Here is a 23,233-nt window from a genome sequence, read left to right on the forward strand (position 1 = left end):
CCATGGAACACACGCTTGCCCTGCCGCTGCTGATCGGCCTTGTCGCGCTCGCGCTCGCGTTCGACTTCCTGAACGGGTTGCACGACGCCGCCAATGCCATCGCCACGGTCGTCGCCACGCGCCTGCTTTCGCCGGTCGTCGCGGTGCTGTTCGCCGCGTTCGGCAACTTCGCCGCCTATTGGATCATGGGTCTCCACGTCGCCGAGACGGTGGGCAAGGGCATCATCGACAAGGATGCGGTGACGCCCGCCGTCGTCTTCGGCGCCTTGGTCGGCGCGATGTTCTGGAACGTGCTGACCTGGATCAAGGGCATTCCGTCCTCGTCCAGCCACGCGCTGATCGGCGGCCTGCTGGGCGCGGGCGTTGCCGCGGCCGGGCCGGGCGTCGTCGAATCGGACGGCACGGTGAAGACGCTGATCGCCATCGTCGCCTCGCCGGTGCTGGGCTTCCTGATCGCGATGCTGATGATGCTGGTGACCTCGTGGCTGTTCCGGGGCACCACCCCGCGCCAGTCGAACGGCATTTTCAAGACGCTGCACCTGTTCTCGTCCGCCGCCTATTCCATCAGCCACGGCGGTAACGATGCGCAGAAGACGATGGGCATCATTGCCGTGCTGCTCTATTCCACCGGCCATCTTCAGGGCGGCTTCCATGTGCCCGAATGGGTGGTGATCTGCTGCTACGCCGCGATCTCTATCGGCACGCTGTCGGGCGGGTGGAAGATCATCAAGACGATGGGTTCGAAGCTGACCAAGCTGAACCACCACTCCGGCTTCTGCGCTTCCACTGCAGGATCGATCGTGGTGTTCGGCGCCAGCGCCATGGGCATTCCGGTTTCGACCACGCACGCGATCACCGGCGCCGTCGTCGGCACCGGCGCCGCCCGCCGCGCCAGCGCCGTGCGCTGGTCGGTGGCGAGCCGCGTGATCGTGGCCTGGGTGGTGACGATCCCGGCCAGCGCCGTGGTCGGTGCGCTGTTCTACGAGATCACGCGACTCTTTTGATGGGTGCGCCTTCGACATCTGTCGAAGGCTTGTTTGATGGGTGTGCCTTCGACATCCGTCGAAGGCTTGCGGCACCGGCCCACTCCCCCACCCGACCACCCACGAGTGTATCCTGTTGGGTGGTCGGGTGGGGGAGTGGGCCGGCGCCGCTTCCGGACGTCAGTCCGGATAAAAGAGTCGCTGTTCATTCTCGACTTGTCGGGGCTGAACCGATAGGCCCCAGGTTTGGACCTCGGACTTGGACCTATGGGGAATCCGCGTAAGTGAAGCTGATCATCGGCAACAAGAACTACTCCAGCTGGTCGCTTCGCGGCTGGCTGGCGTGCAAACAGTCGGGCCTCCATTTCGAGGAGATCACCGTCCCGCTCTATGGCGAGGAATGGGACGTCCAGCGCACTTCCGACGATCTTGCCCCCAGCCACGGCAAAGTGCCGATCCTGTGGGATGGCGACGCGGTCGTGTGGGACAGCATGGCGATCGTCGAATACCTCGCGGACAAGGTGGGGCGCGACCGTTTCTGGCCCAAGGGCGACGATGCCCGCGCCATGGCGCGATCGATGGTTGCCGAAATGCATTCCAGCTACTTCGCACTGCGCCGCGCCTGCCCCATGAACATCCGCATGCGGGTGGAGGGGGTGACGCTGGGCGATGACGTGCGCGTGGACATCGTGCGCATCCTCACGCTCTGGGCAGAGGCGCGGGCGCGCTTCGGGCGCGGCGGGCCGTTCCTGTTCGGCACCTTCAGCGCGGCCGACGTGTTCTACGCCCCGGTCGTCAGCCGTTTCCTGACTTACGGCATCGGCGTCCCCGGTTTCGCGCAGGCCTATATGGAGGCCGTGTGGGAGCATGAGTGGATGCAGCAGTGGATCAATGCCGCGCAGACCGAGCAATGGGTCATCGAACAGTACGAAACGCCGATTAAGTGAAATTCCCCATGAAGAAGATCGTAATGACGCTGGCCGCCATGGCTGGCCTTGCCGCCTCTGCGCTTGCCACGCCTGCCATGGCCTGGGGCGCGCTGGGGCACCGCACCGTTGCCGCCATCGCGCTGGAAAACGTGAAGCCCGCCACCCGCGCGCAGATCGCCGCGCTGCTGCGCCATCAGGGCGAACTCGATACGCCCGAATGCAGCGCGAAGACGTTCGAGGATGCCGCCGTCTGGCCGGACTGCATCAAGAACAAGGACGAGCGCTGGCGCTTCGCGTTCATGTCCTCGTGGCACTATCACGATCAGCCGGTCTGCGGCACCTTCGACCTCAAGGCCGACTGCCGCGACGGCAACTGCGTCACCGCGCAGATCGACCGCAACGCCCGCCTGCTGGCAGACCGCAAGCTGGCCCCCGCGATGAGGCTTGAGGCGCTGATCCTCGTCACGCACTTCGTGGGCGACGTGCACCAGCCGCTCCATGTGGGCGAGAATGCCGACCAGGGCGGCAACAAGGTGGACAGCGGCTATGGCGATGCCACCGGCTTCAACCTGCATTCGGTGTGGGACGGCCTGATGGCCGAACGCGCGATCAGTTCCGCCAATCCGCCGCTGGTGCGCCGCTATTCGGCCGAAGAGAAGGCCCGCCTCGCGACTGGCAAGACCGAAGACTGGGCCCGCGAATCGTGGGAGATCAGCCGCGACATGATCTATCCGGCGGCCTTCGGCGGCAAACTGCCCTGTGATGTGAAGGACGCCAAGGCGACGTGGAACGAAGCCGCGATCGAAGCGGCGATCCCGATCGTGGACCAGCGCATCCAGCAGGCCGGCCTGCGTCTGGCCAAGATGCTGGATGAAGCGCTGGGCTGAGTTACCCGCCCTTCTGTTCAAACCTATCGTCGCCCCCGCGAAAGCGGGGGCCCCGCTTTCTTGCGGCATAAAGCTGAGCACATAGGAACAAGCGGGATCCCCGCCTTCGCGGGGATGACGAGATTGTGGGCTTTGGAGGGGGACCTAACGCATCCGTTCGGTGGGGTACGGCGTGCCGTCCTTGTGAAAGTACCCGTCCCCCTCGAACTTCATGTCGATGTCCGAATAGGCGCCTGAACCGTCGGGATTGCCGGCGCTGATGGCCACGAACATGCAGTCCGCGTCGCTTTCGTTGATCAGGTGATGGCCGTTCGTCACGCCCTTGGGCCAGGCGCAGATGTCGCCCGCGCGGATTACGGTGCGGCCCGAATCCTCGACCAGCACCGCCTCTCCCGAGAGCATCACCAGCAGTTCGTCCTCGTCGTCATGCCAGTGCCGCTGGCTGGACCAGGCGCCGGGCTCCAGCACCACCCGGCTGGCGCCCATTTCGGTCAACCCGCCAGTGGGCGCCAGTCGGCGATACCAGCGGCCGGCCACGGGCTGGTCGAACGGGGCCGGATAGCCGGTGCGGTTGGATGGCGCGATGGCGTCGATATCGATCTTTGGCACGAGTCCCTCCCTCGCCGGCCCTGGGCGGACCTGTGCCGAAACTATGGTCATGCGCGCAGACCTGTGCAATGGCGGCCGGATGACCGAGACCGTGCAGACCGCCGCCGATGTCCTCGCGCTTGCCGAAGCGCTGATTGCCTGCCCCAGCGTCACCCCGGCCACCGGGCAGGTGTTCGATTGCCTTGAGGCGCAGCTGCTGCCGCTGGGCTTCGAGGTTCACCGCGCGCTTTCGGGCGAGGCTCCGGACGGGCCGGTCGAAAATCTCTTCGCGATCCGCAAGGGCCCTGCAGGATCGCGCCACTTCGCCTTCGCCGGCCATCTCGACGTGGTGCCGCCGGGCGAGGGCTGGGCCAGCGGCGCCTTCACGCCGGAAGTGCGCGGCGAACTGCTCTACGGCCGCGGCGCGGTGGACATGAAGGGCTCGATCGCGGCGATGGTCGCCGCCGCCGCGCAGATCCCGGCCGAGGCGGGCACGATCAGCTTCGTCATCACCGGGGATGAGGAAGGCCCGGCCCGATACGGCACCCTCGCGCTGATCGACCATATGCGTGAAGTGGGCGCGATCCCGGACCTCTGCCTTGTCGGCGAACCCACTTCGGTGAACCGTCTGGGCGACATGATGAAGATCGGCCGCCGCGGATCGGTGAACATCTGGCTGGAAGTCGACGGCGTGCAGGGCCACGTCGCCTACCCGCATCTGGCCGACAACCCGATCACCAAGCTGGTCGCCATGCTCGCCGAACTCGATGCACTGGTGCTGGACGAGGGGACCGACTGGTTCCAGTCGAGCAATCTGGAAGTGACCGACCTGACCGTCGGCAACCCGGCCACCAATGTGATCCCGGCCAAGGCATCGGCGCGCATCTCGATCCGCTTCAACGATCTGCACACGGGCGAGGGCCTGTCGCAGCGCGTTTCCGAGATCGCCCAGCGCCACGGCGGCACCGCGCGCCCGGTTATCTCGGGCGAGGCATTCCTGACCGAGCCGGGCGATTTCTCCGCCCTGCTGGCTGAGGCGATCCGTGCGGAGACCGGCGTGGAGCCGGAGCTTTCGACCAGCGGTGGCACGTCCGACGCGCGCTTCCTCAAGGACCTGTCGCCCGTCATCGAGTTCGGCCTGTGCAACGCAACGATGCACAAGCGCGACGAGGCGGTGGCGGTAGCCGATCTGGAAGCGCTGGTGAAGATCTATCGCCGGGTCACCGAAGCCGCGCTGAAAGTTTGATTGAAAATGCCCGGATGGGCATTTTCGTGCGGCACCGGCCCACTCCCCCACCCGACCTCCCACGAAAGTATCCTGATGGGAGGTCGGGTGGGGGAGTGGGCCGGTGCCGTCAAAATCCGCCTGTGGCGGATTTTCAATCACCCCCGGATCCGCTGATTCTCGCGGACAACGTCAAGAATAAGGGCGTGCCCGGCGTTGACCGGGCGGGTCACGCTGTTAGTCTCGCCAGCAATTTTATTGCGAGGTGGGAATGGGCCGGCGGCTGACGCTTTATATCATTATCGGCATGGTGCTGGGCATCGCCGTAGGCTGGCTGCTGCATGCGACCATCGCCGCGGACGATCCGCGCCTTGCGCAGTGGGCCGACTACTTCAAGCTGCTGCCCGACGTTTTCCTGAAGCTGATCAAGATGATCATCGCGCCGCTGGTCTTCGCGACGATCGTCACCGGCATCTCGGGCATGGGCGACAGCGCGGCGCTGGGCCGCATCGGCGGCAAGGCGCTTGGCTGGTTCATATCGGCCAGCCTGATCTCGCTGGGCCTGGGCCTGGTGCTGGTCAACCTGTTCAAGCCGGGCGTCGGCGCGGGCCTCACCACCGGTTCTGACCTCGGCAAGCTGGAAATGGGTGAACTGACGCTGCGGCACTTCATCCTGGAAATCTTCCCGAGCAGCGCCGTCGATGCGATGGCGCAGAACAACATCCTGCAAATCCTTGTCTTCTCGGTCTTCGTCGGCGTCGGCCTTACCGCCATCGGCGAGAAGGGCGCGATCATCGTCAAGGTGAGCGAGGCGCTGTCCGAACTCATGCTGCAGGTCACCGATTACGTGATGCGCTTCGCCCCGTTCGCGGTGTTCGGCGCGCTCGCCAGCGTGATCGCCAAGCAGGGCCTTGGCATCATCGTCACCTACGGCGTGCTCGTCAGCGAGTTCTATTTCGCGATGCTGCTGCTCTGGGTGCTACTGTTCCTGGTGGGCGGCATTTTCCTGCGCGGGCGGATCGTCACCCTGTTCCGCTACATTCGCGAGCCGCTGCTGCTCTCGTTCTCGACCGCATCGTCGGAAGCGAGCCTGCCCAAGCTGTTCGAACAGCTTGACCGGTTCGGCGTGCCGCGCCGCATCTCGGGCTTCATCCTGCCGCTGGGCTATAGCTTCAACCTCGACGGCTCGATGATCTACATGAGCTTCGCGTCGATCTTCATCGCGCAGGCCTATGGCATTCACGTGCCCATCGGCACGCAGATCCTGATGCTGCTGACGCTGATGGTCAGTTCGAAGGGCATCGCCGGCGTGCCGCGCGCCAGCCTCGTGGTGATCGCCGCCACGCTCTCGCAGTTCGGCCTGCCGGTCGAAGGCATCGCGCTGCTGCTGGGCGTGGACACTTTCCTCGACATGGGCCGCTCGGCCACGAACGTAGTCGGCAACGCGGTGGCGACGGCGGTGATCACGCGCAGCGAAGGCATGCTGCAGCCGCTGGTCGATCCGGAAGAGGAAATGCCGCATGCGCCGACGCGAACCTCGTCGCATGGGCGGGCCGGACTCAATATCGATCCGGAGCAGTACGAAAGCTGAGGTTCCTACTCCTTTCCTGTAACGGGCGGGGGAGGGGTGTCACCGCCGGCGTGGCTACCCCTCCGTCAGCGCTCCGCGCTGCCACCTCCCCCCAAGGGGGAGGATTTGACTGATAGCTACTGCGCCAACTTCACCGGAACGAATGGCGCCAGACCGCATCCGCCACCGCGCTGGAAGCCGCTGCCCACGCGCATGAGCGGATAGATGATGTCCTGCCGGCACAGCTGCGAGAGCGAAGTCGAATAGGTAAAGCTGTCCGCCGACCTGAGCCCTGAACAGCGGTTCGGCAATGTCACCCGCCAGACGCGGTTGCCCGCGCCGCCGATGAAATCGATCGTCCAATCGTCGCGAATGCGGGTGTTGGAGAACTGCGTCAGCGGCAGGCAGTCCTGCGCAGGGCCGATCGCTTCGGCGGCGGGGCTGACGGGCGGTGGCGGCTTGGCTTCCTGCTGTGAACAGGCGGTGAGGATCAGGGGAATGGCTGAAAAGGCAATGTGACGGCGGCGCATGTTAACGTCCTTCCGATCGTTTACCTGAATGGCGGTCACCTGAATTCAGGCGGCTTTCTTTCCCGCCCCCTTCTCCAGAACCTTGTCCTTGTAATCGCACAAGTCAATCACCGGGCAGCGCCAGCATTCGGGCGTGCGCGCCTTGCAGATGTAGCGGCCGTGCAGGATCATCCAGTGGTGCGATCCCACGCGGAAGGGCTGCGGCACGCGCTTTTCAAGCTGCTTTTCGACCGCCAGCGGGGTCTTGCCCTTGGCAATGCCGGTGCGGTTGCCGACGCGGAAGATATGCGTGTCCACCGCGAAGGTTTCGGCCCCGAAGGCGCAGTTCATCACCACATTGGCGGTCTTGCGGCCGACGCCGGGCAGTTCGACCAGCGCATCGCGGTCTTCCGGCACTTCGCCGTTGTAGCGTTCGACCAGGATTTCGGAGAGCGCGATGACGTTCTTGGCCTTTGCATTGAACAGGCCGATCGTCTTGATGTGCTGCTTCAGGCCCTCTTCGCCCAGTTCGACCATCTGCGCGGGCGTCTTCACTTCGCGGAACAGCGCCCGCGTGGCCTTGTTGACGCCCACGTCGGTCGACTGCGCGGAAAGCACCACGGCGACCAGCAACTGGTAGTTGTTGCCGAATTCCAGCTCCGTCTCGGGCGAGGGGTTAAGCTCGGCGAGACGGCGGAAGAATTCGAAGATTTCGGCCTTGTTCAAAGGTCCAGAACCTCGGGCATCGTGTAGCGGCCGGCGTGCTTGTCCTTCAGCCACTGCGCCGCCTTGACCGCGCCCTTGGCAAAGATCGTGCGGTTTTCGGCGAGGTGGGAGAACGAGAGGCGTTCGTTATCGCTCAGAAAGTGCACGGTGTGATCGCCCGCCACGGTGCCGCCGCGCAACGCCGCAAAGCCGATGGTGCCCGCCTCGCGCTTGCCGGTGATGCCGTCGCGCGCGCGCACGGCGGCGTTCGACAGGCTGACCTCACGCCCCTTGGCGGCAGCTTCACCCAGCAGCAGCGCGGTGCCGGAGGGGGCGTCGACCTTCATGCGGTGGTGCGTCTCGACGATCTCGATATCCCAGTCCTCGCCCAGCTTGCTGGCGGCTTCGCGCACGAGGTGGGCGAGCAGGGTGACGCCGAGCGAAGTGTTGCCGGTCTGGAGAACGGGAATGTGCTGCGCGGCGGCATCGATCAGCCAGTGGTGACGTTCCTCAAGGCCGGTGGTGCCGACGACGATGGGAATGCCTGCGTCCACCGCGGCATCGAGGTTGGCTTCGAGCGCGACCGGGCTGGAGAAATCGATCAGCACGTCCGAATGCGCGGCCAGCCCGCCGATGTCGCCATCGCGGTCCACGCCGCCGGAAAGTTCCTCGCCGGCTGCCGTGATGGCCTCTGCGATGGCCTGTCCCATGCGCCCCGCGCTGCCGATAATTCCGATTCGTGCCACTTGCCGTCTCCGTTGAAGGCTGGTCTCATGGCCGGGATGAAGGACATCCGCAACATCGTCATCCTCACCGGTGCGGGCGTAAGCGCCGAAAGCGGCATCGATACCTTTCGGGATGCCAAAGATGGGGGCGGAGGCCTCTGGGAGCAGCACCGCGTAGAGGACGTGGCGACGCCCGAGGCGTTCGCCCGCGATCCCGATCTGGTGCTGCGCTTCTACGACATGCGGCGGGAGGCGATCCAGACCAAGGAACCCAATGCTGCCCACCTTGCGCTGGCCAAGCTGGACCGCGAGTGGGAGGGCGAACTGCTGATCGTCACCCAGAACATAGACGACCTGCACGAGCGGGCAGGCGCCAAACGCGTGCTCCACATGCACGGCGAGCATCTTAACGCTTGGTGCACCGCCTGCGACGAGCGCGTGCCCTGGACCGGGCCGCTGATCGACCGCCCGGCCTGCCCCGAATGCGGAGAGGCGGCGCTGCGGCCCGATATCGTCTGGTTCGGGGAAATGCCCTACCGCATGGACGCAATCTTCGAGGCGCTGGAGCGGGCGGACCTGTTCGTCTCCATCGGCACTTCGGGCGCGGTCTATCCCGCCGCCGGTTTCGTGCGCAACGCGCGCGAGTTCGGGGCGGAGACGCTGGAACTGAACCTGGAACCCTCACAAGGCACATCGTGGTTCGACGAGGCGCGCCATGGCCCGGCGACCGAACTGGTCACGGCATGGGTGGACGAGGTACTAGGCGCATGACCGTCCATCAGGGAAGCTGCCATTGCGGCGCGGTCACGCTGGAACTGGCGGACGAGCCGCACGCGGTCTGCGATTGCAATTGCTCGATCTGCCACCGGCTGGGGACGCTCTGGTCCTATCACAGTCCCACGAAGCTGCGGATCGAGGGTGAACTCGTCGGCTATCAGACCAGCGACAGGGTACTGACCTTCTGGCACTGCCCGCAGTGCGGCTGCACCACGCACTGGAGTCCGGTCGATCCGGCTGAGGACCGCATGGGCGTGAACATGCGCCTGTTCGCCCCCGAACTGCTTGCCGGCCTAGCGGTCTACAATCACGACGGCAGATCGGCCTGAACTGCCGCTTCCACGCCGCAGGCGCGGCAGCCGGGATCCTTGGCGATCTTCAGCGGCCGCATCGACGGGGCCATGCCGTCGATCAGCTGGAGCGTGCCATATTGCGGCACCCCCAGCGCGGCCTTGCCCTCCAGCAGCACGCGCATCGCATGCATTGCCGCGAAAGTGCCGACCATGCCGACCATGGCCCCCAGCACGCCATCCGCCGCGCACGTATCGCAGTCCTGCGCATCGAAGGCGTCACCCACGAAGCAGCGATAGCAGGCCTGATTCGGCAGGTGCCCGGCAAAGTTGGCGACTTGCCCCTGAAAGCGACCAATCGCCGCCGTGGTGAGGGGAATGCCCAGTTTCACACAGCAATCTGACACAAGCAGCCGAGTCGCGAAGTTGTCACACCCGTCCAGTACCACGCTCGCGCCGGAGAGAATCTCTGCCACGTTGTCACCCCCGAGACGCGTAACGTGCGGCAGGATCTCAAGGCCAAAATCAAAGCGCCGCACCCACTCGGCTGCCGCTTCCGCTTTAGGCTTGCCGATATCCGATGGCGTATAAATCGTCTGGCGTTGCAGATTGCTGACGTCCACCGTGTCGTCGTCGATCAGCGTCAGGCGTCCTATCCCGGCTGCGGCGAGATACTGGAGCGCAGGGCTGCCGATTCCGCCGCAGCCGACCAGGACCACATGGGCATCCGCCAGCGCGACCTGACCGGCCCCGCCCACTTCCGGCAGCACGATATGCCGCGCGAATCGCGCCAGGCGTTCGGGCGTCAGCGTCATTCGCGCCCCGCTTCGCCGGTTTCGGCCGCCGGTACACGTTCCTTCGCGAAGCCATGCATGCCGAACCACCACTGGGTGGCGATCACGCCGCCCTTAGCGGGCTGGAGCATGCCCAGCATCATCACCAGCGCCAGCGGCACCACGATCGCGAACATGCCCAGCGGCCCCATTGCGAAATCCTTGGAGAGCATGATGATGATCGGCGCCATCAGGTGGCCGGTCACCAGCATGGCGATATAGGCGGGAAAGTCGTCCGCGCGCTGGGGCGTCAGGTCGAGCATGCAGGCCGGGCAGCGTTCCAGCGGCTTCAGCCATTGGCGGAACAGCCGGCCCTCGCCGCAGCGCGGGCAGCGGCAGCGAATGCCGCGCAGCGCGGCCTGCCCGAAAGTGGCGGGAAGCGTCATGGCCCAGCGCCTACAGCATCGCGCCGCTGCGGGCAAAGCGCAAAAGACGAAGATGCGGGGGTGTTCAGTAAGGGGGGAGGATGAACGCCCCCGCATCAGGAAAGAGGGGCAGATCAGCCGTTGCCGGCGATCCGCACCCGATTGCGTCCGCCATTCTTGGCGGCATTCAAGGCGGCATGGGCGCGATGCGTGGCCTCGCCCAGGTGCGAGAAGGCCCGCACCGGCGCCAGTCCGCAGGAAAACGTCACCGGCCAGGCATTGCCGGTGCTTTCGGGGCCGAGCAGGGGATCGAGCGCGATGCTGGCGCGCAGGCGTTCCAGCACCAGCCGCGCCTCGTCCAGCTGGGTATCGGGCAGCAGCACCACGAAGGCCTCCCCGCTCCAGCGCGCGGCCAGATCGCTGCGGCGGATACCGCGTTCGAGGCGGTGGCCCACCGCGCGTAGCAGGGCATCGCCGGCGGTGCGGCCGAAGCGATCCTTGATCGACTGGAAATGATCGATGTCGATCAGCGCGATCACCGAATTGCTCTCGCCCGAGAGCACCTTTTCCGAGGTATCGAGGAAGGCATGGCGGCTATGCAGACCGGTCAGCGCGTCGCGGTCGCCGGTGCCGGTGTGGGGCGCGTGGCGCAGCGCGGTCTCGCTGGCGGCAATGGCGACGCCGCGCAGCAGCCGGCCCACCAGATCGTCACCGCCGCGCGGCAGTGGCAGGACGTTCTCACCCCGCTGCGCGGCGCCCAGCGTGGCAATGGCGCGTGCCAGCGGGGCGAGCAGCGCCCGGATCGCCAGTAGGCCCAGCAGACCGGCCACCAGCGATGCCGCCAGCAGGCCCAGCAGAAGGTTTGGCTGCCATTGCCCACTCGCGGCCTGATAGCCGGCCAGCGCCAGCAGGGGCAGATGAACGGCAGCTAGGCAGGCCAACAGGATGCGCCATTCGTAATGGCGCGGAAACAGGAAGGACGTGGCCCGGTAGAAGCGCATGGGGGGATGCTCCTCTCGTGCAACCGGGACATTTCCGGTTTGCAGACAGGCTAGGGAGAGACCCTTATCCAATGGTTAAGATTTTCCCATTCGTCGCAGAATCGACACTTGCTGTCGGACGGTGAAAAATCGATTCGGAAGTATCGGGCGCCGGTTACAAGTAATTCTACAACGAGTACATCGGTATTACTTTAAGTGTGGCGCAGGTGTGGTGCGATCCCCGTCTGCTCTATTCCGGCGGTGCTCTCCGCAATCTCCAAAATCCGACTCGAGAAACCGGATCGGAAATCGCCTCGCGCGCGGTTGTTAGAGGCCGTTTGAAAATTCGTGGAATGCGAATTTTGCGGCACCGGCCCTCTCCCCCACCCTACCACCCGCAGGATACTACCGATGGGTGGTAGGCCCCCTCAGCGAAAAGGTCCCCCGGACCTTTTCGTGTTCTTCGGAACGGGAGAGGGCCGGTGCCGCCTCAAAAATGCCCCTGCGGGCATTTTTCTCAGCGCGTCAGCTCCAGAAACGATGGCCCAAAACGATGTCGCGCGCGAGAACCGAAGTTCTCGCGCGCGATCAGGTGCGACCCTGCAGGCAAAACGTGTGAAAGCCTCTGCGGGTTCCCGGAGCAGAACTCCGGGCCCTCACATCATGGCTGGCTCAGGATTCGAGCTGGCGCAGCAGCGAGCGCACGTCGCCGTCCATATCGGCATCGCGGGTGCGCAGTTCCTCGATCAGGCGAACCGCGTGAATCACGGTCGAGTGATCGCGGCCGCCGAACTTGCGGCCGATTTCCGGGTAGGAGCGCGGCGTCAGCACCTTGGCAAGGTACATCGCCACCTGACGCGGACGCACGACGGCGCGGGCGCGGCGCTTGGAGCTCATCTCGGTCCGGTCGATCCGGTAGAACTGGCAGACCGTGCGCTGGATCTCGTCGATCGTGATACGGCGGCGGTTGGCCGACAGGATATCGGTCAGCTGTTCTTCGGCCAGCTGCAGCGAAACCGCCTGACCCGTGAGCTGGGCATAGGCGATCAGCTTGTTCAACCCGCCGACCAGTTCGCGCACGTTGCGGTTGATGGTGCGGGCCAGGAACTCGATCACGTCCGAAGGCACGTCCACCGAAGCGAAGCGACCCAGACGGTTTTCCAGGATCGAGCGGCGCAGTTCGATGTCCGCCGGCAGGATATCCGCCACCAGACCCATCGACAGGCGCGAGAGCAGGCGCGGCTCGACCCCGTCGAGCGCCTGCGGCGCACGGTCGGCGGCGAAGACCAGACGCTTGCCTTCCTGCAGCAGTGCATCGATCGTGTAGAGCAGCTCTTCCTGCGCCGAAGCCTTGCCGATGATGAACTGGATATCGTCCACCAGCAGCAGGTCGAACCCGCGCAAGCGCGACTTGAACTCGATCATCTGGTTCTGGCGCAGCGCCTGGACGAATTCGACCATGAAGCGCTCTGCCGAGCAGTAGAAGATCCGCGCATGCGGGTGGTGCTGAAGATAGGCATGGCCAATCGCGTGCAGCAGGTGCGTCTTGCCCTGGCCAGTGGCGGCCTTGAGGTAGAGCGGCGAGAACTGCGGCGTTTCGGTGGCCGACATGCGCTGCGCCGCGTTGCAGGCCAGCACGTTCGACTGGCCGGTCACGAAGCTGGCGAAAGTCTGCGAGGCATCGATGCCGGCAGGGCCCTGACCCAGCGCCGCGAACGAATCGCCCGACAGTGCGGCCGAGATCGGATCGGGCGTGCCCTGGGCCGAATCGTTGGCCGGCGCGCTCGACGGACGGCCACCGCCGCCGCCCAGACGCAGTTCGGGAAGCTGGCGGCGGCCCGGATGCACGAGAATGCGCACGTGGCGCACGTCGGGCCGGGCGATCTTCCACGCCAGCGAAAGACGGTCCGCGAAACGATCCGCCACCCAGTTCGCCGAGAACTCGGTGGGCAGATAGAGGTCAAGCGTACCGGTTTCCTTGCAATAATTGCCGGGCTGAATCGGCTTGATCCACTGGCTGTGCGCCTGTTGACCGAGGTCCTTGCGCAAGCCCTGGCTGATGTCCGCCCAGTCGGCCGCCAAATTCACGGCTTCCTGATCCTCTTCCATCACCAATTTTACCGCCTTCGATTTCTTGCTCACGCCGTTAGCGCCCTGACCTGCAGAATTACCTGACATTAGACCAACCCCCCTTGTTGGCTGCCGCCCCGAACGGGCTGTCGCGCAACCGGATAGGCACCGTCGCCACACGTAAAAAATCCCCAAACCGCAAACGCATGTTTGCGGCTGGTGCTTCGTCGCTGTCGATGTTCCCCGGCCGGTTCCGCAACGGCCGAGGACCCTTTTAGAAACGGGTTTGGTCGCGGTGCAATACGCTCCTCCCCAAATAAAAAAAATTATGCCTGTTGACTCGGCTCTCAGTGCCCAATTTCCGTCATGAATTGAATTTCATGAATAAAATCAGCAACTTGTCGATCTCGCCCAAAAGCGCCTCGTGCGAATCGCAAGGTTTCCGTCATTTCATCGCACGGCCTTGCCTGCGCGCACCTGAACGGGCCCGAAAGCCAAACGCGCGAGCGCCGGCTTCGTTCCTGTTCCGTACTTGGCATCGTTGTCGGCCACGCTCCGAATCGGAATTCGAGTCGGCACGCGCTTGCCCAAATGGATGGCCGGCACCGCGAATCGGGATGACCCTCGCGCCGCTCCATTGCTCCTGCGCGCCTGTCTCTTTTTGCGACACTCCGCCGTGGGCGGGGCGCCGTGAGGCAGGCGTTGGCAACGCCGATAGTGTGCGGGAGAGGTCAAGGTGGCGGTCAGATCGCGGCGCATGCATCGCGGCCCGTGCGGATCGCTCAGATGCCTCCGGATTGAACCGTTCCGCCCCTGTCATGCGGTGGTCGCCCCGTGCACGCGCCATGCGGGCGCTCGGGGTTCGCAGAGCGTCGGCCCCTGAAACGCCATCGGCCCAAGCATCCCGTCCGATTTTTCCGCGCTATCGCGGATGGTCGGACGGCAGCTTGGGCCGATGCATCAGTCCGGCATCGAGGCCGGACTGTCAGGCGCGTCTCAGAGAGCCGAGACGGCCTTGGTCAGGCGCGAGAACTTGCGCGCAGCCGTGTTCTTGTGAAGCACGCCGCGAGCGACGCCGCGGGCCAGCTCGGGCTGGGCTTCCTTGAGGGCGGCCGCAGCAGCGGTCTTGTCGCCACCGGCGATTGCCGATTCGACCTTCTTGATGAAGGTGCGGATGCGGCTGACGCGGTTGGTATTGATCTCGGCGCGGCGCTCGTTGCGACGGATGCGCTTGCGGGCTTGCGGCGTATTGGCCATCGAATTTCCTCTGTCTGGCCCCCCACGCAGCGGTGATGGCGGCCCAATGCCTAACGAATCTGCTTGGCGAGCGGACTCGCCGGAAAGCGCGCCCCTTAGCGGTGTGACGCTATTCCGTCAACCCGCGAGACGCCTCCGAAACCGCCTATTTCTGGCATTTCGGGCACCAGAACGTGCTGCGTCCACCTTGAACGAAGCGCCGAACGGTGCCGCCACATAGGCAAGCTTGCCCTTCGCGTCCATAGACCTGCCACGAAGTCGCAAAATAGCCCAGTTCTCCGTTGGGTTGCGCGTAATCGCGGATCGTCGATCCACCCGCCGCGATCGATTCGGACAGAACCTCGCGAATCGCCGGGACCAGCCGGTTCAGTGCGGGCAGGGTGACGCGGCCCGCTTCCTTGTCCGGCCGGATGCCGGACCGGAACAGCGCCTCGCACACGTAGATATTGCCGAGCCCGGCGACCACCTGCTGGTCGAGCAGCATCTGCTTGATTGGGGCGATTCGGCCCGCGAAATGCGCCTTGAGATGCGCCGCCGTCAGCCCGTCGCCCAGTGGCTCCGGCCCCAGCGCGGCGAAAGCGCCCCACGAATCGAGCGTTCCGGTCGGCACGAGGTCCACCGAACCGAATCGCCGCGCGTCGTTGAGCGCCAGCACGTGGCCCGATCCGGTTTCGAGCACGAGGTGATCGTGCTTCTCAGGCTTTTCGGGCTCGATCCGCCAGCGGCCGGACATGCCCAGGTGGAACACCATGGTCTGGTCGCGGTCGGTATGGATCAGGCCATACTTGGCGCGCCGCCCCATCGTGGTGACGCGCGCGCCGGTGAGCACTTGCACCAGATCGGGCGGGAAGGGGCGGCGCAAGTCCGCACGGTTGAGCGTCACGCGCGCGATCCGCTCGCCCTCAAGATAGCGGGCAAGGCCGCGCACGGTGGTTTCGACTTCTGGAAGTTCTGGCATCGTGCGGGTGAGATAGGGTGTCGGGGCCGCCAAGAAAAGCGAGCGCGGGAAGATGAGGGGCGGGCTTCCGATGGCGGCGGACGTATTGACGAGCCCACCCCATAAATCCTCGTCGCCCCCGCGAAGGCGGGGGTCCCGCTTTTCTTTGGCGGGCACGCAGACCGTAACGAAGCACACGCCGCTTGGGAGCGCAAAAAGGAACAAGCGGGGTCTCCGCCTTCGCGGGGACGACGGGTTTTGTGTGTCGAAGCGGCCACCGCCGCGCGCAAATGCAGTTTTGCGCATTTCGCACACGGCCTCTAAGTGCCTCGCATGGAAGAGAACCGCTCCCATCTTCGCGCTTTTGGCATGCTCGGCCTCGTCATGCTGTTCTGGGCGGGCAACTCGATCACCGGGCGGGCGGTGCGCGATGACATTCCGCCGTTCACGCTCGCTTTCGGGCGCTGGCTGATCGCAGTGGCAGTGCTGCTGCCCTTCGCGCTGGGGCCGTTGCGGCGCGAATGGCGCGCGGTGCTGGCCGGGTGGCGCTGGATCGTCGTACTGGGTGTGCTGGGCGTCGTCTGCTTCAACGGCTTCATCTACAAGGGCCTGCACTACACGACCGCCGCCAATGCCTTGCTGCTCCAAGCCGCGATCCCGGCCGTGGTGACCGTGCTGGACCGCGTGCTGTTCGGCGGACGGCCGGGCAAGCTGCACGGGCTGGGGGTGCTCATCTCGACGCTCGGTGTCGTCGCCATCGTGTTCAAGGGCGATCCGGCGGCGCTGATGGGCCTGCGCTTCGGGCGCGGCGATATTCTGGTCTTCTGCGCGGTGGTGGCCTGGTCGTTCTATACGGTGCTGCTGCGCAAGCGGCCGCCGGTGCCGCCGGTGGTCTTCCTGCTGCTGACTTTTACGCTGGGCGCGCTGGCGATGGCGCCGCTTTCGGCGATGGAGGCGGCGAGCGGGCAGGTGGTGCACTGGAGCCCGGCCGTGCTGGCCGCTTTCGCCTATGTCGGCCTGTTCCCTTCGACGATCGCCTACTTCATCTACAACCGCGCGACGGGCGAACTCGGCGCCGCGCGCGCGGGACAGGCAATCACGCTGATGCCGCTGTTCGGTGCGCTGCTTTCCGCCCTGCTGCTGGGCGAGCGGCTGATGCCCTACCACCTTGTGGGCATGGCACTGATTCTCGCGGGGATCGTGCTCTCGGCGCTGGCGCTTCGCGGAACCCCCAATACGACAAATTGACTTCAAAACTCCGGTGGCGCCCGCGCGGCCGGACGGCTAGAGGACTGCGCCATGAGCGAAACGGTTTCCTTCGGCTACGAGGATGTGGCCACCGACGAGAAGGAGGCGCGCGTCGGCGCGGTCTTCTCCAGCGTTGCACGCAAGTACGACGTGATGAACGATGCCATGTCGGCAGGCATGCACCGGCTCTGGAAGGACAAGTTCGTGCGCCGCGTGAAGCCGCATCGCGACGAGCAGATCCTCGACATGGCGGGCGGCACGGGCGATATCGCCTTCCGCATGGCCGCGCAGGGCGCCTCGATCACGGTGTCGGACATCAATCAGGACATGCTGGACGTCGGCATCGAACGCGCGATGGAGCGCGGCATCGACGGCCTCGTCTGGTCGCGCCAGAATGCCGAGGAACTCTCGTTCCCCGCGCGCCACTTCGATGCCTATACGATCGCCTTCGGCATCCGCAACGTCACCCATATCGACAAGGCACTGGCCGAGGCGCACCGCGTGCTGAAGTTCGGCGGGCGTTTCTTCTGCCTGGAATTCTCAACCACCGAATGGCCGGGCTTCAAGGAAGTCTACGACGTCTATTCGCACCATCTGGTGCCGAAGATCGGGCAGGCCATTGCCGGGGACGCCGAATCGTATCGCTACCTGATCGAATCGATCCGCCGCTTCCCGCCGATGCCGGAATTCGAGAAGATGATCCGCGCGGCTGGTTTCAAGCACACCAAGGTGGAGCCGATCATGGGTGGCCTGGTCGCAATCCATTCGGGCTGGAAAGTGTAACCAGGCGCGTGACGGGTTCGACGACGCATATCCTGCGGCTCCTCAAATGGGGCCGCGTCCTTGCGCGCCACGGGGCGCTGCGCGGGATCGAGAATGACCGCAATGCCCCGGCGCAGGTGAAGCGCCTGTGCCGGATCGCCCGCTTCGGCGCGCGGCAGCCGGTAGAGCCGGACTATGCCGGTGCCTTTCAGGAAATCGGCCCGGCGGCAATCAAGCTGGGGCAGGCGCTGGCCACCCGGCCCGATCTGGTCGGCGAAGGCCCCGCGCACAATCTGCTGACTTTGCAGGACAGCCTGCCGCCGGTGGCGTTCTCCGAAATCCGCCATGTGATCGAGAGCAGCTTCGGCCGTCCGCTCGAACAGATCTTCGCTTCTATCGACGAGAATCCGGTAGGCGCCGCCTCGATCGCGCAAGTCCACCGCGCAGTCACGCCCGATGGCCGCGAAGTGGCCGTAAAGGTGCTGCGCCCCGGCATCCGCGAGCAGTTCGCGCGCGATGTCGAGACTTACGAATGGGCCGCCGCGCATCTCGAAGCGCTGGGCGGGGAGGCCGCACGCCTGCGCCCGCGCGCGGTCGTCGCCAATCTGAAGCGCTGGACCTTGCGCGAACTCGATCTGCGCCGCGAGGCCGCTTCCGCATCGGAACTGACCGACGCGATGAAGGGCACGCATGGCTACCGCGTGCCGCACATCGACTGGGACCGTACCAACGGCCAGGTGCTGACGATCGAATGGATCGGCGCCACCAAGATGAGCAATATCGAGGGGCTGCGCGCGGCCGGGCACGATCTGCCCAAGCTGGCGCACAAGCTGGTGCTCACCTTCCTGACGCAGGCGATTTCCTGCGGGTTCTTCCATGCCGACATGCACCAGGGCAACCTGTTCGTGGAAGATGACGGCACCATCGTCGCCATCGATTTCGGCATCATGGGCCGCATCAACCGGCAGGCGCGGCTGTGGCTGGCGGAAATCCTCTATGGCCTGACCACCGGCAACTATCGCCGCGTGGCCGAGATCCATTTCGAGGCGCAATACGTGCCGAGCTATCACACGGTGGAAGAGTTCGCGACCGCGCTGCGCGCCGTGGGCGAACCGATGCGCGGCAAGCCGGTGTCCGAACTCTCGGTGGGGCAGATGCTCGACGGGCTGTTCGCGATCACCCGCGATTTCGACATGGCGGTGCAGCCGCACCTGCTGCTGCTGCAGAAGACCATGGTGATGGTCGAAGGTTTGGCCACCGCGCTCGATCCCGGCATCAACATGTGGGACGTCTCGGCGCCCTTCGTGAAAAGCTGGATTCGCGACGAACTGGGGCCGGAGGCGGTGATTGCCGACCGCCTGCGCGAAGATCTGGGCACCCTGTTCCGCCTGCCCGCGCTGGTGCGGCGGATCGAGGAGAAGTTCCCGCCCAAGGGCGGCGCGCCCGAACAGGCGCCGCTGCCGGATGTCGATCTTATTCTCGGCCTCGGGGAATCTCGTAAACCCGAAAGTAACCACTGGTTAGGCTATGGTCTGGCGGCAATCCTTGGGGGTGTTGCTGCATGGGCGCTGACGTACTGGACTCTGCTGGGGCATTGAGCCTTTCCGAAGGGGCGGCGCCTGTGCCCGCCCCTGTACCTGTCTCTGTGACCCGCTTTGCGGCATGGCCTGTCTGGCTGGCGCGGCTGGCGCTGGCTTTGCTGGCGGTCTTGCTGGTGGCATCGGCCATGGTGCCGGTCGCCAAGTCGGGCAATCGCTCGCCTTGGGCCGGGCCGGTGGAAGGGCCGGTTTCCACGACAGGTAAGCCCGGCGCTTCGGCAAAACCCTATGACGAGGACATCGCCCTATACGAAGTGGCGATCGCCCGCGTGGCCAAGGGTGAGAACTATTACAGCTTCATCGTCCCCGAGCAGCGGGCGCGCGACTATCCGGTGAACCCGGCGATCGCGGTGCGCTTGCCGACGCTGGCCTATCTCGATGCCTGGCTGGGCAGCGCGGGACAGATCGCGGCGGCCGTCGCGCTGATGGTGGGCATTATCATCGCGTGGTGGCGCAAGTTGGGCGAGGCGGGCGTCTCGCCGCGCCTCAATCGCATGGCCGTGGCGCTGGCCTTCGTCGGTGCCTCGCTGGGGCTGAACCGGCATTACTTCCCGCTGCACGAGCTTTGGGCGGGCGGGTTGATCGCATTGTCGCTGGGCCTGCATCGGATCGGCACGAGAGGGCAGGGCGGCCGCTGGCATGCCGCTTTCGCCGCCGCCGCGCTGGCGCTGGCGATCCGCGAGCATTCGCTGCCCTTCGTCGCGCTGATGGCCGCGACCGCGCTATGGCAGCGCAACTGGCGCGAGGCGGCGGCTTGGAGCGCGCTGATCGCGGTGTTCTTCGCTGTGCTCGCCTGGCACCTTTCGATCATTGCGCAGCAGGTGCTGCCCAGCGATGCGCACTCCGCACCCTGGCTGGTCATGCGCGGGCTGCCGGGCTGGCTTTCCAATGTCGTCCAGTCGAGCAACTTGCGCTGGCTGCCGCACTGGCTGGCGGGCCCGGCGGTGGTGCTGATGACGTTCGGCTGGCTCGGCTGGAATCGGGCGGAGGGCGTGTTCGCCTTCCTGCTGGCGGCGGGCTACGGCGTGCTGTTCATGGCGGCGGGGCGGTGGGACAATTTCTACTGGGGGGCGATGATCGCGCCGGCCATGTTCGCCGGCATCGCTTTCGCGCCGCGTGCGCTGGCAGGGCTTGTGGTTGCTGCAAAGCTCGCCAAATCTCCGGCAAACACCCTAAACTGATTGCGCACCCATGAACGCTGTTGCACAAGCCCGGACCATGAGTGGTCCCCGTATTCTTCTGGTCATCGGCGGCGGTATCGCGGCCTACAAGGCCTGCGAACTGGTGCGCCATATCCGCAAGGAAGGCGGCGAGGTGACTTGCGTGCTGACCGAGGGCGGATCGCATTTCGTCACCCCGATGGCGCTGGCCGCGCTGTCCGAACGGCCGGTCTACACCTCGCTCTTCGACCTGAAGAACGAAGTCGAGATGGGCCATATCCAGCTGAGCCGGGAGGCTGATCTGGTGGTGGTCTGCCCGGCGACGGCGGACCTGATGGCCAAGATGGCCTCGGGCATTGCCGACGATCTGGCCACGACGATGATGCTGGCGACCGACAAGCCGGTCATGGCCGTGCCGGCGATGAACGTGCGCATGTGGCAGCACGCCGCCACCGTGCGCAACGTGCAGACGCTGCGCGATGCCGGCGTCGATGTGATGGAGCCCGATGAGGGCACGATGGCCTGCGGTGAATTCGGCCCCGGCCGCTTGCCCGATCCGATCGCCATCTGGCAGCGCATTGCCTGGGCGCTGGGGCTTGGCCCGGTGGAAGTGGCCCCATTGCCGGGTTCTGTGCCTTCGCTGCCGCAGCCTGAGGTGGGCCTGGATCTCGCCAATCCGTTCCCGTGGCAACCGCAGTTCGCTGCGCCCGAGCCGGAACCGACGGCAGAGGAAAGCCCCTCCGAAAGCGAAGGCTACGGCCTTGGCGGGCTGAGCGGATCGATGATCAGCCGCGGCCTCCAGAAGGCCAAGCGCGCGATCAGTTTCGGCGCGCCGGACAATGATGGTGCAATGTTCGACCCGCTCGCGGATGGCGGCGCGATTGCCGATCCGGCGGCAGGCCTGCTGGTCGTCAAGAAGGGCGCGGCGCGGTCAGCCCCGCCGACCGATCCCGATGCGATCAACCACACCGTTTCGCAGGCCTCCGTGCCGCAGCCTTTCGGCGCCGCGCCCGAAGTGCCGTTCGAAAAGCCGGCCGATGGCCCGCTCTCCGGGCGCCATGTGCTGGTGACGGCGGGGCCCACGTGGGAGCCGATCGACCCGGTGCGCTACATCGCCAACCGTTCTTCCGGCAAACAGGGCTTTGCCATCGCCGCCGCCGCCGCGCAGGCGGGTGCGCGGGTCACGCTGGTGGCCGGCCCCGTCCATCTGCCGACGCCGCCGGGCGTGGACCGGGTGGATGTGGAAAGCGCGCAGCAGATGGCCGATGCGGTGAAGCAGGCATTGCCCGCAGACATCGCGGTGATGGTCGCCGCAGTGGCGGACTGGCGCACTATCAGTGTCGCCAAGGACAAGCTGAAGAAGCGCGGATCGGCCCCGCCGGCGCTGCTGCTGACGGAAAATCCCGATATTCTCGCCAGCGTTGCCGCGCGGCCGGACCGGCCGCCGCTGCTGATCGGCTTCGCCGCCGAGACCGAGGACGTGATCCGCTACGCTAAGGAAAAGCGCAAGCGCAAGGGCGCGGACTGGATCATTGCCAACGACGTTTCCGGCGATGTGATGGGCGGCGATGTCAATGCCGTGCACATCGTGCGCGGTGACGATGTGATTTCTCTTCCCGAAATGCCCAAGGAGGAGGTCGCGCGCCTCCTCGTCGAAAGGTTTACCGATGCACTCCCCCGACAATGACGTTCCCGTTGCCGTAAAGGTCCTCCCTCATGGTGAGGGCCTGCCGCTGCCGGTCTATGCCACCGATGGCGCGGCAGGGATGGATGTCGTCTCGGCTGAGGATGTGACGCTGGCCCCTGGCGGCCGTCATGCCGTCGCCACCGGCCTTGCCATGGCGATCCCGGCAGGCTTCGAAATCCAGGTGCGCCCGCGTTCGGGCCTTGCGCTGAAGCATGGCATTTCGGTGCCCAATTCGCCCGGCACCATCGATTCCGACTATCGCGGCGAGCTGAAGGTGATCCTGATCAACCACGGTGCCGAGGCTTTCGACATCCGCCGCGGCGACCGCGTGGCGCAGCTCGTCCTCGCCCCCGTCACCCGCGCCTCATGGCTGCAGGTGGAGGAACTGGACGAAACCCTGCGCGGTGAGGGGGGCTTCGGCTCGACCGGCGGCGTGGTGGCGCTGGGGAACTGATTTCCCCTCTGGTGTGTGGGGCTCAGGCGTTCGAGAAGGCGCCGAGCGCCCACAGCCCGATGACGACGATCAGCGCGAGCACTGCGATGGTAGTGAGGCACCCCTTCCAGCCCCAACGGCGCTGAATTTCGTCTGAGGCTGCATCCATCGCAGCTTCGGCGACGCCACCGGCGATCTGTCCAAGAATGTCGTCGACCATGCGCGACCCGTTCTGCTTTCCGCGCGGATTGGCAAGTGAAAGCACTGAAAGGTCAGAGCGTTGTTCTCTGTCTCATGACCTCCACAAACCAATCCCGTCATCCCCGCGAAGGCGGGGATCCCGCTTTTCTTTAGCGCGCGAGGAAGCGGGGTCCCCGCCTGCGCGGGGGGCGACGAAATGTTTGAGGCTAACAGGGTGTTTGAAGCAAACCGGCGCGATCGGCAAAATTCGCCGGCGCCGATCCTCGCTCTCAATCCTCGCGATTGATTCGCGCGCGCCTCTCGCGGTGGCGTTTGAGGCTGTACCAGCCCACGCCGCCGATCCCCGCAATGGTTGCCAAGCCTTTGGCAAGCAACGAGAAGGCCGATGTCAGCGCTCCTACGGTCACCCCCCAGAAGAGCTGCGACATGATGGCCATGAAGGTATTCATTCGTGGGGGGCTATATCCGGCGCGGCCAAGGGGAGATAGCCCCATAAAGCAGAAACGGGCCCACC

At 65.5% G+C, this 23,233-nt stretch carries 25 protein-coding genes; 13 read left to right on the forward strand and 12 right to left on the reverse strand.

Translation table 11 applies throughout. The features are described 5' to 3' along the window. The first annotated feature begins 2 nt into the window (after positions 1 to 2). The 3 genes from ACZ1JC_RS13530 (at position 3) to ACZ1JC_RS13540 (ending at position 2,799) form a co-directional block, all read left to right on the forward strand. The gene (locus tag ACZ1JC_RS13530) at positions 3 to 1,004 is read left to right on the forward strand and encodes an anion permease (protein ID WP_465136365.1); all 1,002 of its coding nucleotides are present in this window, start codon (positions 3 to 5) and stop codon (positions 1,002 to 1,004) included. 263 nt (positions 1,005 to 1,267) lie between these two features. Beyond that, complete coding sequence (locus ACZ1JC_RS13535) at positions 1,268 to 1,930, forward strand: glutathione S-transferase family protein (protein WP_465136364.1); 663 nt, start codon at positions 1,268 to 1,270, stop codon at positions 1,928 to 1,930. An 8-nt stretch (positions 1,931 to 1,938) separates the two neighbouring features. Next, the gene (locus tag ACZ1JC_RS13540) at positions 1,939 to 2,799 is read left to right on the forward strand and encodes a S1/P1 nuclease (RefSeq protein WP_465136363.1); all 861 of its coding nucleotides are present in this window, start codon (positions 1,939 to 1,941) and stop codon (positions 2,797 to 2,799) included. Positions 2,800 to 2,943: 144 nt separating this feature from the next. On the opposite strand, the gene ACZ1JC_RS13545 is transcribed toward ACZ1JC_RS13540, so the two are convergent. After that, a complete protein-coding gene (locus tag ACZ1JC_RS13545) occupies positions 2,944 to 3,408 on the reverse strand; it encodes a cupin domain-containing protein (protein WP_465136362.1) in 465 nt (154 codons plus the stop codon). 79 nt (positions 3,409 to 3,487) lie between these two features. On the opposite strand from ACZ1JC_RS13545, the gene dapE reads away from it, so the two are divergent. After that, positions 3,488 to 4,633: a succinyl-diaminopimelate desuccinylase gene (dapE, locus tag ACZ1JC_RS13550; protein ID WP_465138601.1), complete on the forward strand. Its 1,146-nt coding sequence runs from the start codon at positions 3,488 to 3,490 to the stop codon at positions 4,631 to 4,633. A 250-nt stretch (positions 4,634 to 4,883) separates the two neighbouring features. Further along, the gene (locus ACZ1JC_RS13555) at positions 4,884 to 6,203 is read left to right on the forward strand and encodes a dicarboxylate/amino acid:cation symporter (RefSeq protein ID WP_465136361.1); all 1,320 of its coding nucleotides are present in this window, start codon (positions 4,884 to 4,886) and stop codon (positions 6,201 to 6,203) included. Between the two features lie 116 nt (positions 6,204 to 6,319). Here ACZ1JC_RS13555 and ACZ1JC_RS13560 read toward each other — a convergent pair whose 3' ends face one another. Genes ACZ1JC_RS13560 through dapB form a run of 3 tightly spaced genes read right to left on the reverse strand, consistent with a single transcriptional unit; the run spans position 6,320 to position 8,142 of the window. Further along, positions 6,320 to 6,712 (reverse strand): hypothetical protein, encoded by a 393-nt coding sequence (locus tag ACZ1JC_RS13560; RefSeq protein WP_465136360.1) that lies wholly within the window; start codon positions 6,710 to 6,712, stop codon positions 6,320 to 6,322. Positions 6,713 to 6,757: 45 nt separating this feature from the next. Continuing rightward, positions 6,758 to 7,417, reverse strand: a complete 660-nt coding sequence (gene nth / locus ACZ1JC_RS13565; protein WP_465136359.1) for an endonuclease III — start codon at positions 7,415 to 7,417, stop codon at positions 6,758 to 6,760. Further along, on the reverse strand, positions 7,414 to 8,142 hold the full coding sequence (gene dapB / locus ACZ1JC_RS13570) for a 4-hydroxy-tetrahydrodipicolinate reductase (RefSeq protein ID WP_465136358.1): 729 nt from the start codon (positions 8,140 to 8,142) through the stop codon (positions 7,414 to 7,416). Before dapB ends, nth begins: the two co-directional genes overlap by 4 nt. Before the next feature lie 36 nt (positions 8,143 to 8,178). On the opposite strand from dapB, the gene ACZ1JC_RS13575 reads away from it, so the two are divergent. Together ACZ1JC_RS13575 and ACZ1JC_RS13580 are read left to right on the forward strand one after the other, a co-directional pair. Beyond that, a complete protein-coding gene (locus ACZ1JC_RS13575) occupies positions 8,179 to 8,892 on the forward strand; it encodes an NAD-dependent deacylase (RefSeq protein WP_465138600.1) in 714 nt (237 codons plus the stop codon). Beyond that, the gene (locus tag ACZ1JC_RS13580) at positions 8,889 to 9,227 is read left to right on the forward strand and encodes a GFA family protein (RefSeq protein WP_465136357.1); all 339 of its coding nucleotides are present in this window, start codon (positions 8,889 to 8,891) and stop codon (positions 9,225 to 9,227) included. Before ACZ1JC_RS13575 ends, ACZ1JC_RS13580 begins: the two co-directional genes overlap by 4 nt. Here ACZ1JC_RS13580 and ACZ1JC_RS13585 read toward each other — a convergent pair. From ACZ1JC_RS13585 to mutM, 6 genes are all read right to left on the reverse strand, one after another. Then, positions 9,206 to 10,003, reverse strand: a complete 798-nt coding sequence (locus tag ACZ1JC_RS13585; protein ID WP_465136356.1) for a HesA/MoeB/ThiF family protein — start codon at positions 10,001 to 10,003, stop codon at positions 9,206 to 9,208. The genes ACZ1JC_RS13580 and ACZ1JC_RS13585 overlap by 22 nt on opposite strands. After that, a complete protein-coding gene (locus tag ACZ1JC_RS13590) occupies positions 10,000 to 10,407 on the reverse strand; it encodes a DUF983 domain-containing protein (protein WP_465136355.1) in 408 nt (135 codons plus the stop codon). Before ACZ1JC_RS13590 ends, ACZ1JC_RS13585 begins: the two co-directional genes overlap by 4 nt. Before the next feature lie 113 nt (positions 10,408 to 10,520). Continuing rightward, positions 10,521 to 11,387 carry a GGDEF domain-containing protein gene (locus ACZ1JC_RS13595; protein ID WP_465136354.1) on the reverse strand — a complete coding sequence of 289 codons (867 nt, stop codon included), beginning with the start codon at positions 11,385 to 11,387 and terminating at the stop codon, positions 10,521 to 10,523. 651 nt (positions 11,388 to 12,038) lie between these two features. Then, entirely contained in the window at positions 12,039 to 13,475 is a 1,437-nt protein-coding gene (gene dnaA, locus ACZ1JC_RS13600; protein ID WP_465138599.1) for a chromosomal replication initiator protein DnaA, read from the reverse strand. Positions 13,476 to 14,432: 957 nt separating this feature from the next. Continuing rightward, positions 14,433 to 14,693 (reverse strand): 30S ribosomal protein S20, encoded by a 261-nt coding sequence (gene rpsT / locus ACZ1JC_RS13605; protein ID WP_465136353.1) that lies wholly within the window; start codon positions 14,691 to 14,693, stop codon positions 14,433 to 14,435. A 145-nt stretch (positions 14,694 to 14,838) separates the two neighbouring features. After that, a complete protein-coding gene (gene mutM / locus ACZ1JC_RS13610) occupies positions 14,839 to 15,651 on the reverse strand; it encodes a bifunctional DNA-formamidopyrimidine glycosylase/DNA-(apurinic or apyrimidinic site) lyase (RefSeq protein WP_465136352.1) in 813 nt (270 codons plus the stop codon). Between the two features lie 312 nt (positions 15,652 to 15,963). Here mutM and ACZ1JC_RS13615 point away from each other — a divergent pair, with 312 nt between their 5' ends. From ACZ1JC_RS13615 to dut, 6 genes are read left to right on the forward strand one after another with little or no spacing between them, the layout of a single operon-like run. Further along, a complete protein-coding gene (locus ACZ1JC_RS13615; protein WP_465136351.1) occupies positions 15,964 to 16,878 on the forward strand; it encodes a DMT family transporter in 915 nt (304 codons plus the stop codon). Between the two features lie 51 nt (positions 16,879 to 16,929). Further along, the gene (locus ACZ1JC_RS13620; protein ID WP_465136350.1) at positions 16,930 to 17,661 is read left to right on the forward strand and encodes a class I SAM-dependent methyltransferase; all 732 of its coding nucleotides are present in this window, start codon (positions 16,930 to 16,932) and stop codon (positions 17,659 to 17,661) included. Between the two features lie 8 nt (positions 17,662 to 17,669). Next, the gene (gene ubiB, locus ACZ1JC_RS13625) at positions 17,670 to 19,238 is read left to right on the forward strand and encodes a 2-polyprenylphenol 6-hydroxylase (RefSeq protein ID WP_465136349.1); all 1,569 of its coding nucleotides are present in this window, start codon (positions 17,670 to 17,672) and stop codon (positions 19,236 to 19,238) included. A gap of 23 nt (positions 19,239 to 19,261) precedes the next feature. Further along, positions 19,262 to 20,419 (forward strand): hypothetical protein, encoded by a 1,158-nt coding sequence (locus ACZ1JC_RS13630; RefSeq protein ID WP_465136348.1) that lies wholly within the window; start codon positions 19,262 to 19,264, stop codon positions 20,417 to 20,419. A 37-nt stretch (positions 20,420 to 20,456) separates the two neighbouring features. Then, positions 20,457 to 22,085: a bifunctional phosphopantothenoylcysteine decarboxylase/phosphopantothenate synthase gene (locus ACZ1JC_RS13635; RefSeq protein ID WP_465136347.1), complete on the forward strand. Its 1,629-nt coding sequence runs from the start codon at positions 20,457 to 20,459 to the stop codon at positions 22,083 to 22,085. Beyond that, positions 22,066 to 22,539 (forward strand): dUTP diphosphatase, encoded by a 474-nt coding sequence (gene dut / locus ACZ1JC_RS13640; protein WP_465136346.1) that lies wholly within the window; start codon positions 22,066 to 22,068, stop codon positions 22,537 to 22,539. The genes ACZ1JC_RS13635 and dut overlap by 20 nt, the downstream gene beginning before the upstream one ends. A 22-nt stretch (positions 22,540 to 22,561) precedes the next feature. Here dut and ACZ1JC_RS13645 read toward each other — a convergent pair whose 3' ends face one another. After that, positions 22,562 to 22,738 (reverse strand): hypothetical protein, encoded by a 177-nt coding sequence (locus ACZ1JC_RS13645; RefSeq protein WP_465136345.1) that lies wholly within the window; start codon positions 22,736 to 22,738, stop codon positions 22,562 to 22,564. A gap of 250 nt (positions 22,739 to 22,988) precedes the next feature. Further along, complete coding sequence (locus ACZ1JC_RS13650; protein ID WP_465136344.1) at positions 22,989 to 23,168, reverse strand: hypothetical protein; 180 nt, start codon at positions 23,166 to 23,168, stop codon at positions 22,989 to 22,991. Between the last annotated feature and the right edge of the window lie 65 nt (positions 23,169 to 23,233).

The sequence above is a fragment of the Sphingomonas sp. BL-S-28 genome, assembly GCF_055521515.1.

What these genes read in the sequence shown, in the direction of transcription:
- ACZ1JC_RS13530 (WP_465136365.1), top strand. Translation starts at nt 3, where the DNA reads ATGGAACACACGCTTGCCCTGCCGCTGCTGATCGGCCTTGTCGCGCTC.
- ACZ1JC_RS13540 (WP_465136363.1), top strand. Translation starts at nt 1,939, where the DNA reads ATGAAGAAGATCGTAATGACGCTGGCCGCCATGGCTGGCCTTGCCGCC.
- dapE (WP_465138601.1), top strand. Translation starts at nt 3,488, where the DNA reads ATGACCGAGACCGTGCAGACCGCCGCCGATGTCCTCGCGCTTGCCGAA.
- ACZ1JC_RS13555 (WP_465136361.1), top strand. Translation starts at nt 4,884, where the DNA reads ATGGGCCGGCGGCTGACGCTTTATATCATTATCGGCATGGTGCTGGGC.
- ACZ1JC_RS13560 (WP_465136360.1), bottom strand. Translation starts at nt 6,712, where the DNA reads ATGCGCCGCCGTCACATTGCCTTTTCAGCCATTCCCCTGATCCTCACC.
- ACZ1JC_RS13575 (WP_465138600.1), top strand. Translation starts at nt 8,179, where the DNA reads ATGAAGGACATCCGCAACATCGTCATCCTCACCGGTGCGGGCGTAAGC.
- ACZ1JC_RS13580 (WP_465136357.1), top strand. Translation starts at nt 8,889, where the DNA reads ATGACCGTCCATCAGGGAAGCTGCCATTGCGGCGCGGTCACGCTGGAA.
- ACZ1JC_RS13585 (WP_465136356.1), bottom strand. Translation starts at nt 10,003, where the DNA reads ATGACGCTGACGCCCGAACGCCTGGCGCGATTCGCGCGGCATATCGTG.
- ACZ1JC_RS13590 (WP_465136355.1), bottom strand. Translation starts at nt 10,407, where the DNA reads ATGACGCTTCCCGCCACTTTCGGGCAGGCCGCGCTGCGCGGCATTCGC.
- ACZ1JC_RS13595 (WP_465136354.1), bottom strand. Translation starts at nt 11,387, where the DNA reads ATGCGCTTCTACCGGGCCACGTCCTTCCTGTTTCCGCGCCATTACGAA.
- dnaA (WP_465138599.1), bottom strand. Translation starts at nt 13,475, where the DNA reads ATGGAAGAGGATCAGGAAGCCGTGAATTTGGCGGCCGACTGGGCGGAC.
- rpsT (WP_465136353.1), bottom strand. Translation starts at nt 14,693, where the DNA reads ATGGCCAATACGCCGCAAGCCCGCAAGCGCATCCGTCGCAACGAGCGC.
- mutM (WP_465136352.1), bottom strand. Translation starts at nt 15,651, where the DNA reads ATGCCAGAACTTCCAGAAGTCGAAACCACCGTGCGCGGCCTTGCCCGC.
- ACZ1JC_RS13615 (WP_465136351.1), top strand. Translation starts at nt 15,964, where the DNA reads ATGGAAGAGAACCGCTCCCATCTTCGCGCTTTTGGCATGCTCGGCCTC.
- ACZ1JC_RS13620 (WP_465136350.1), top strand. Translation starts at nt 16,930, where the DNA reads ATGAGCGAAACGGTTTCCTTCGGCTACGAGGATGTGGCCACCGACGAG.
- ACZ1JC_RS13635 (WP_465136347.1), top strand. Translation starts at nt 20,457, where the DNA reads ATGAGTGGTCCCCGTATTCTTCTGGTCATCGGCGGCGGTATCGCGGCC.
- dut (WP_465136346.1), top strand. Translation starts at nt 22,066, where the DNA reads ATGCACTCCCCCGACAATGACGTTCCCGTTGCCGTAAAGGTCCTCCCT.
- ACZ1JC_RS13645 (WP_465136345.1), bottom strand. Translation starts at nt 22,738, where the DNA reads ATGGTCGACGACATTCTTGGACAGATCGCCGGTGGCGTCGCCGAAGCT.
- ACZ1JC_RS13650 (WP_465136344.1), bottom strand. Translation starts at nt 23,168, where the DNA reads ATGAATACCTTCATGGCCATCATGTCGCAGCTCTTCTGGGGGGTGACC.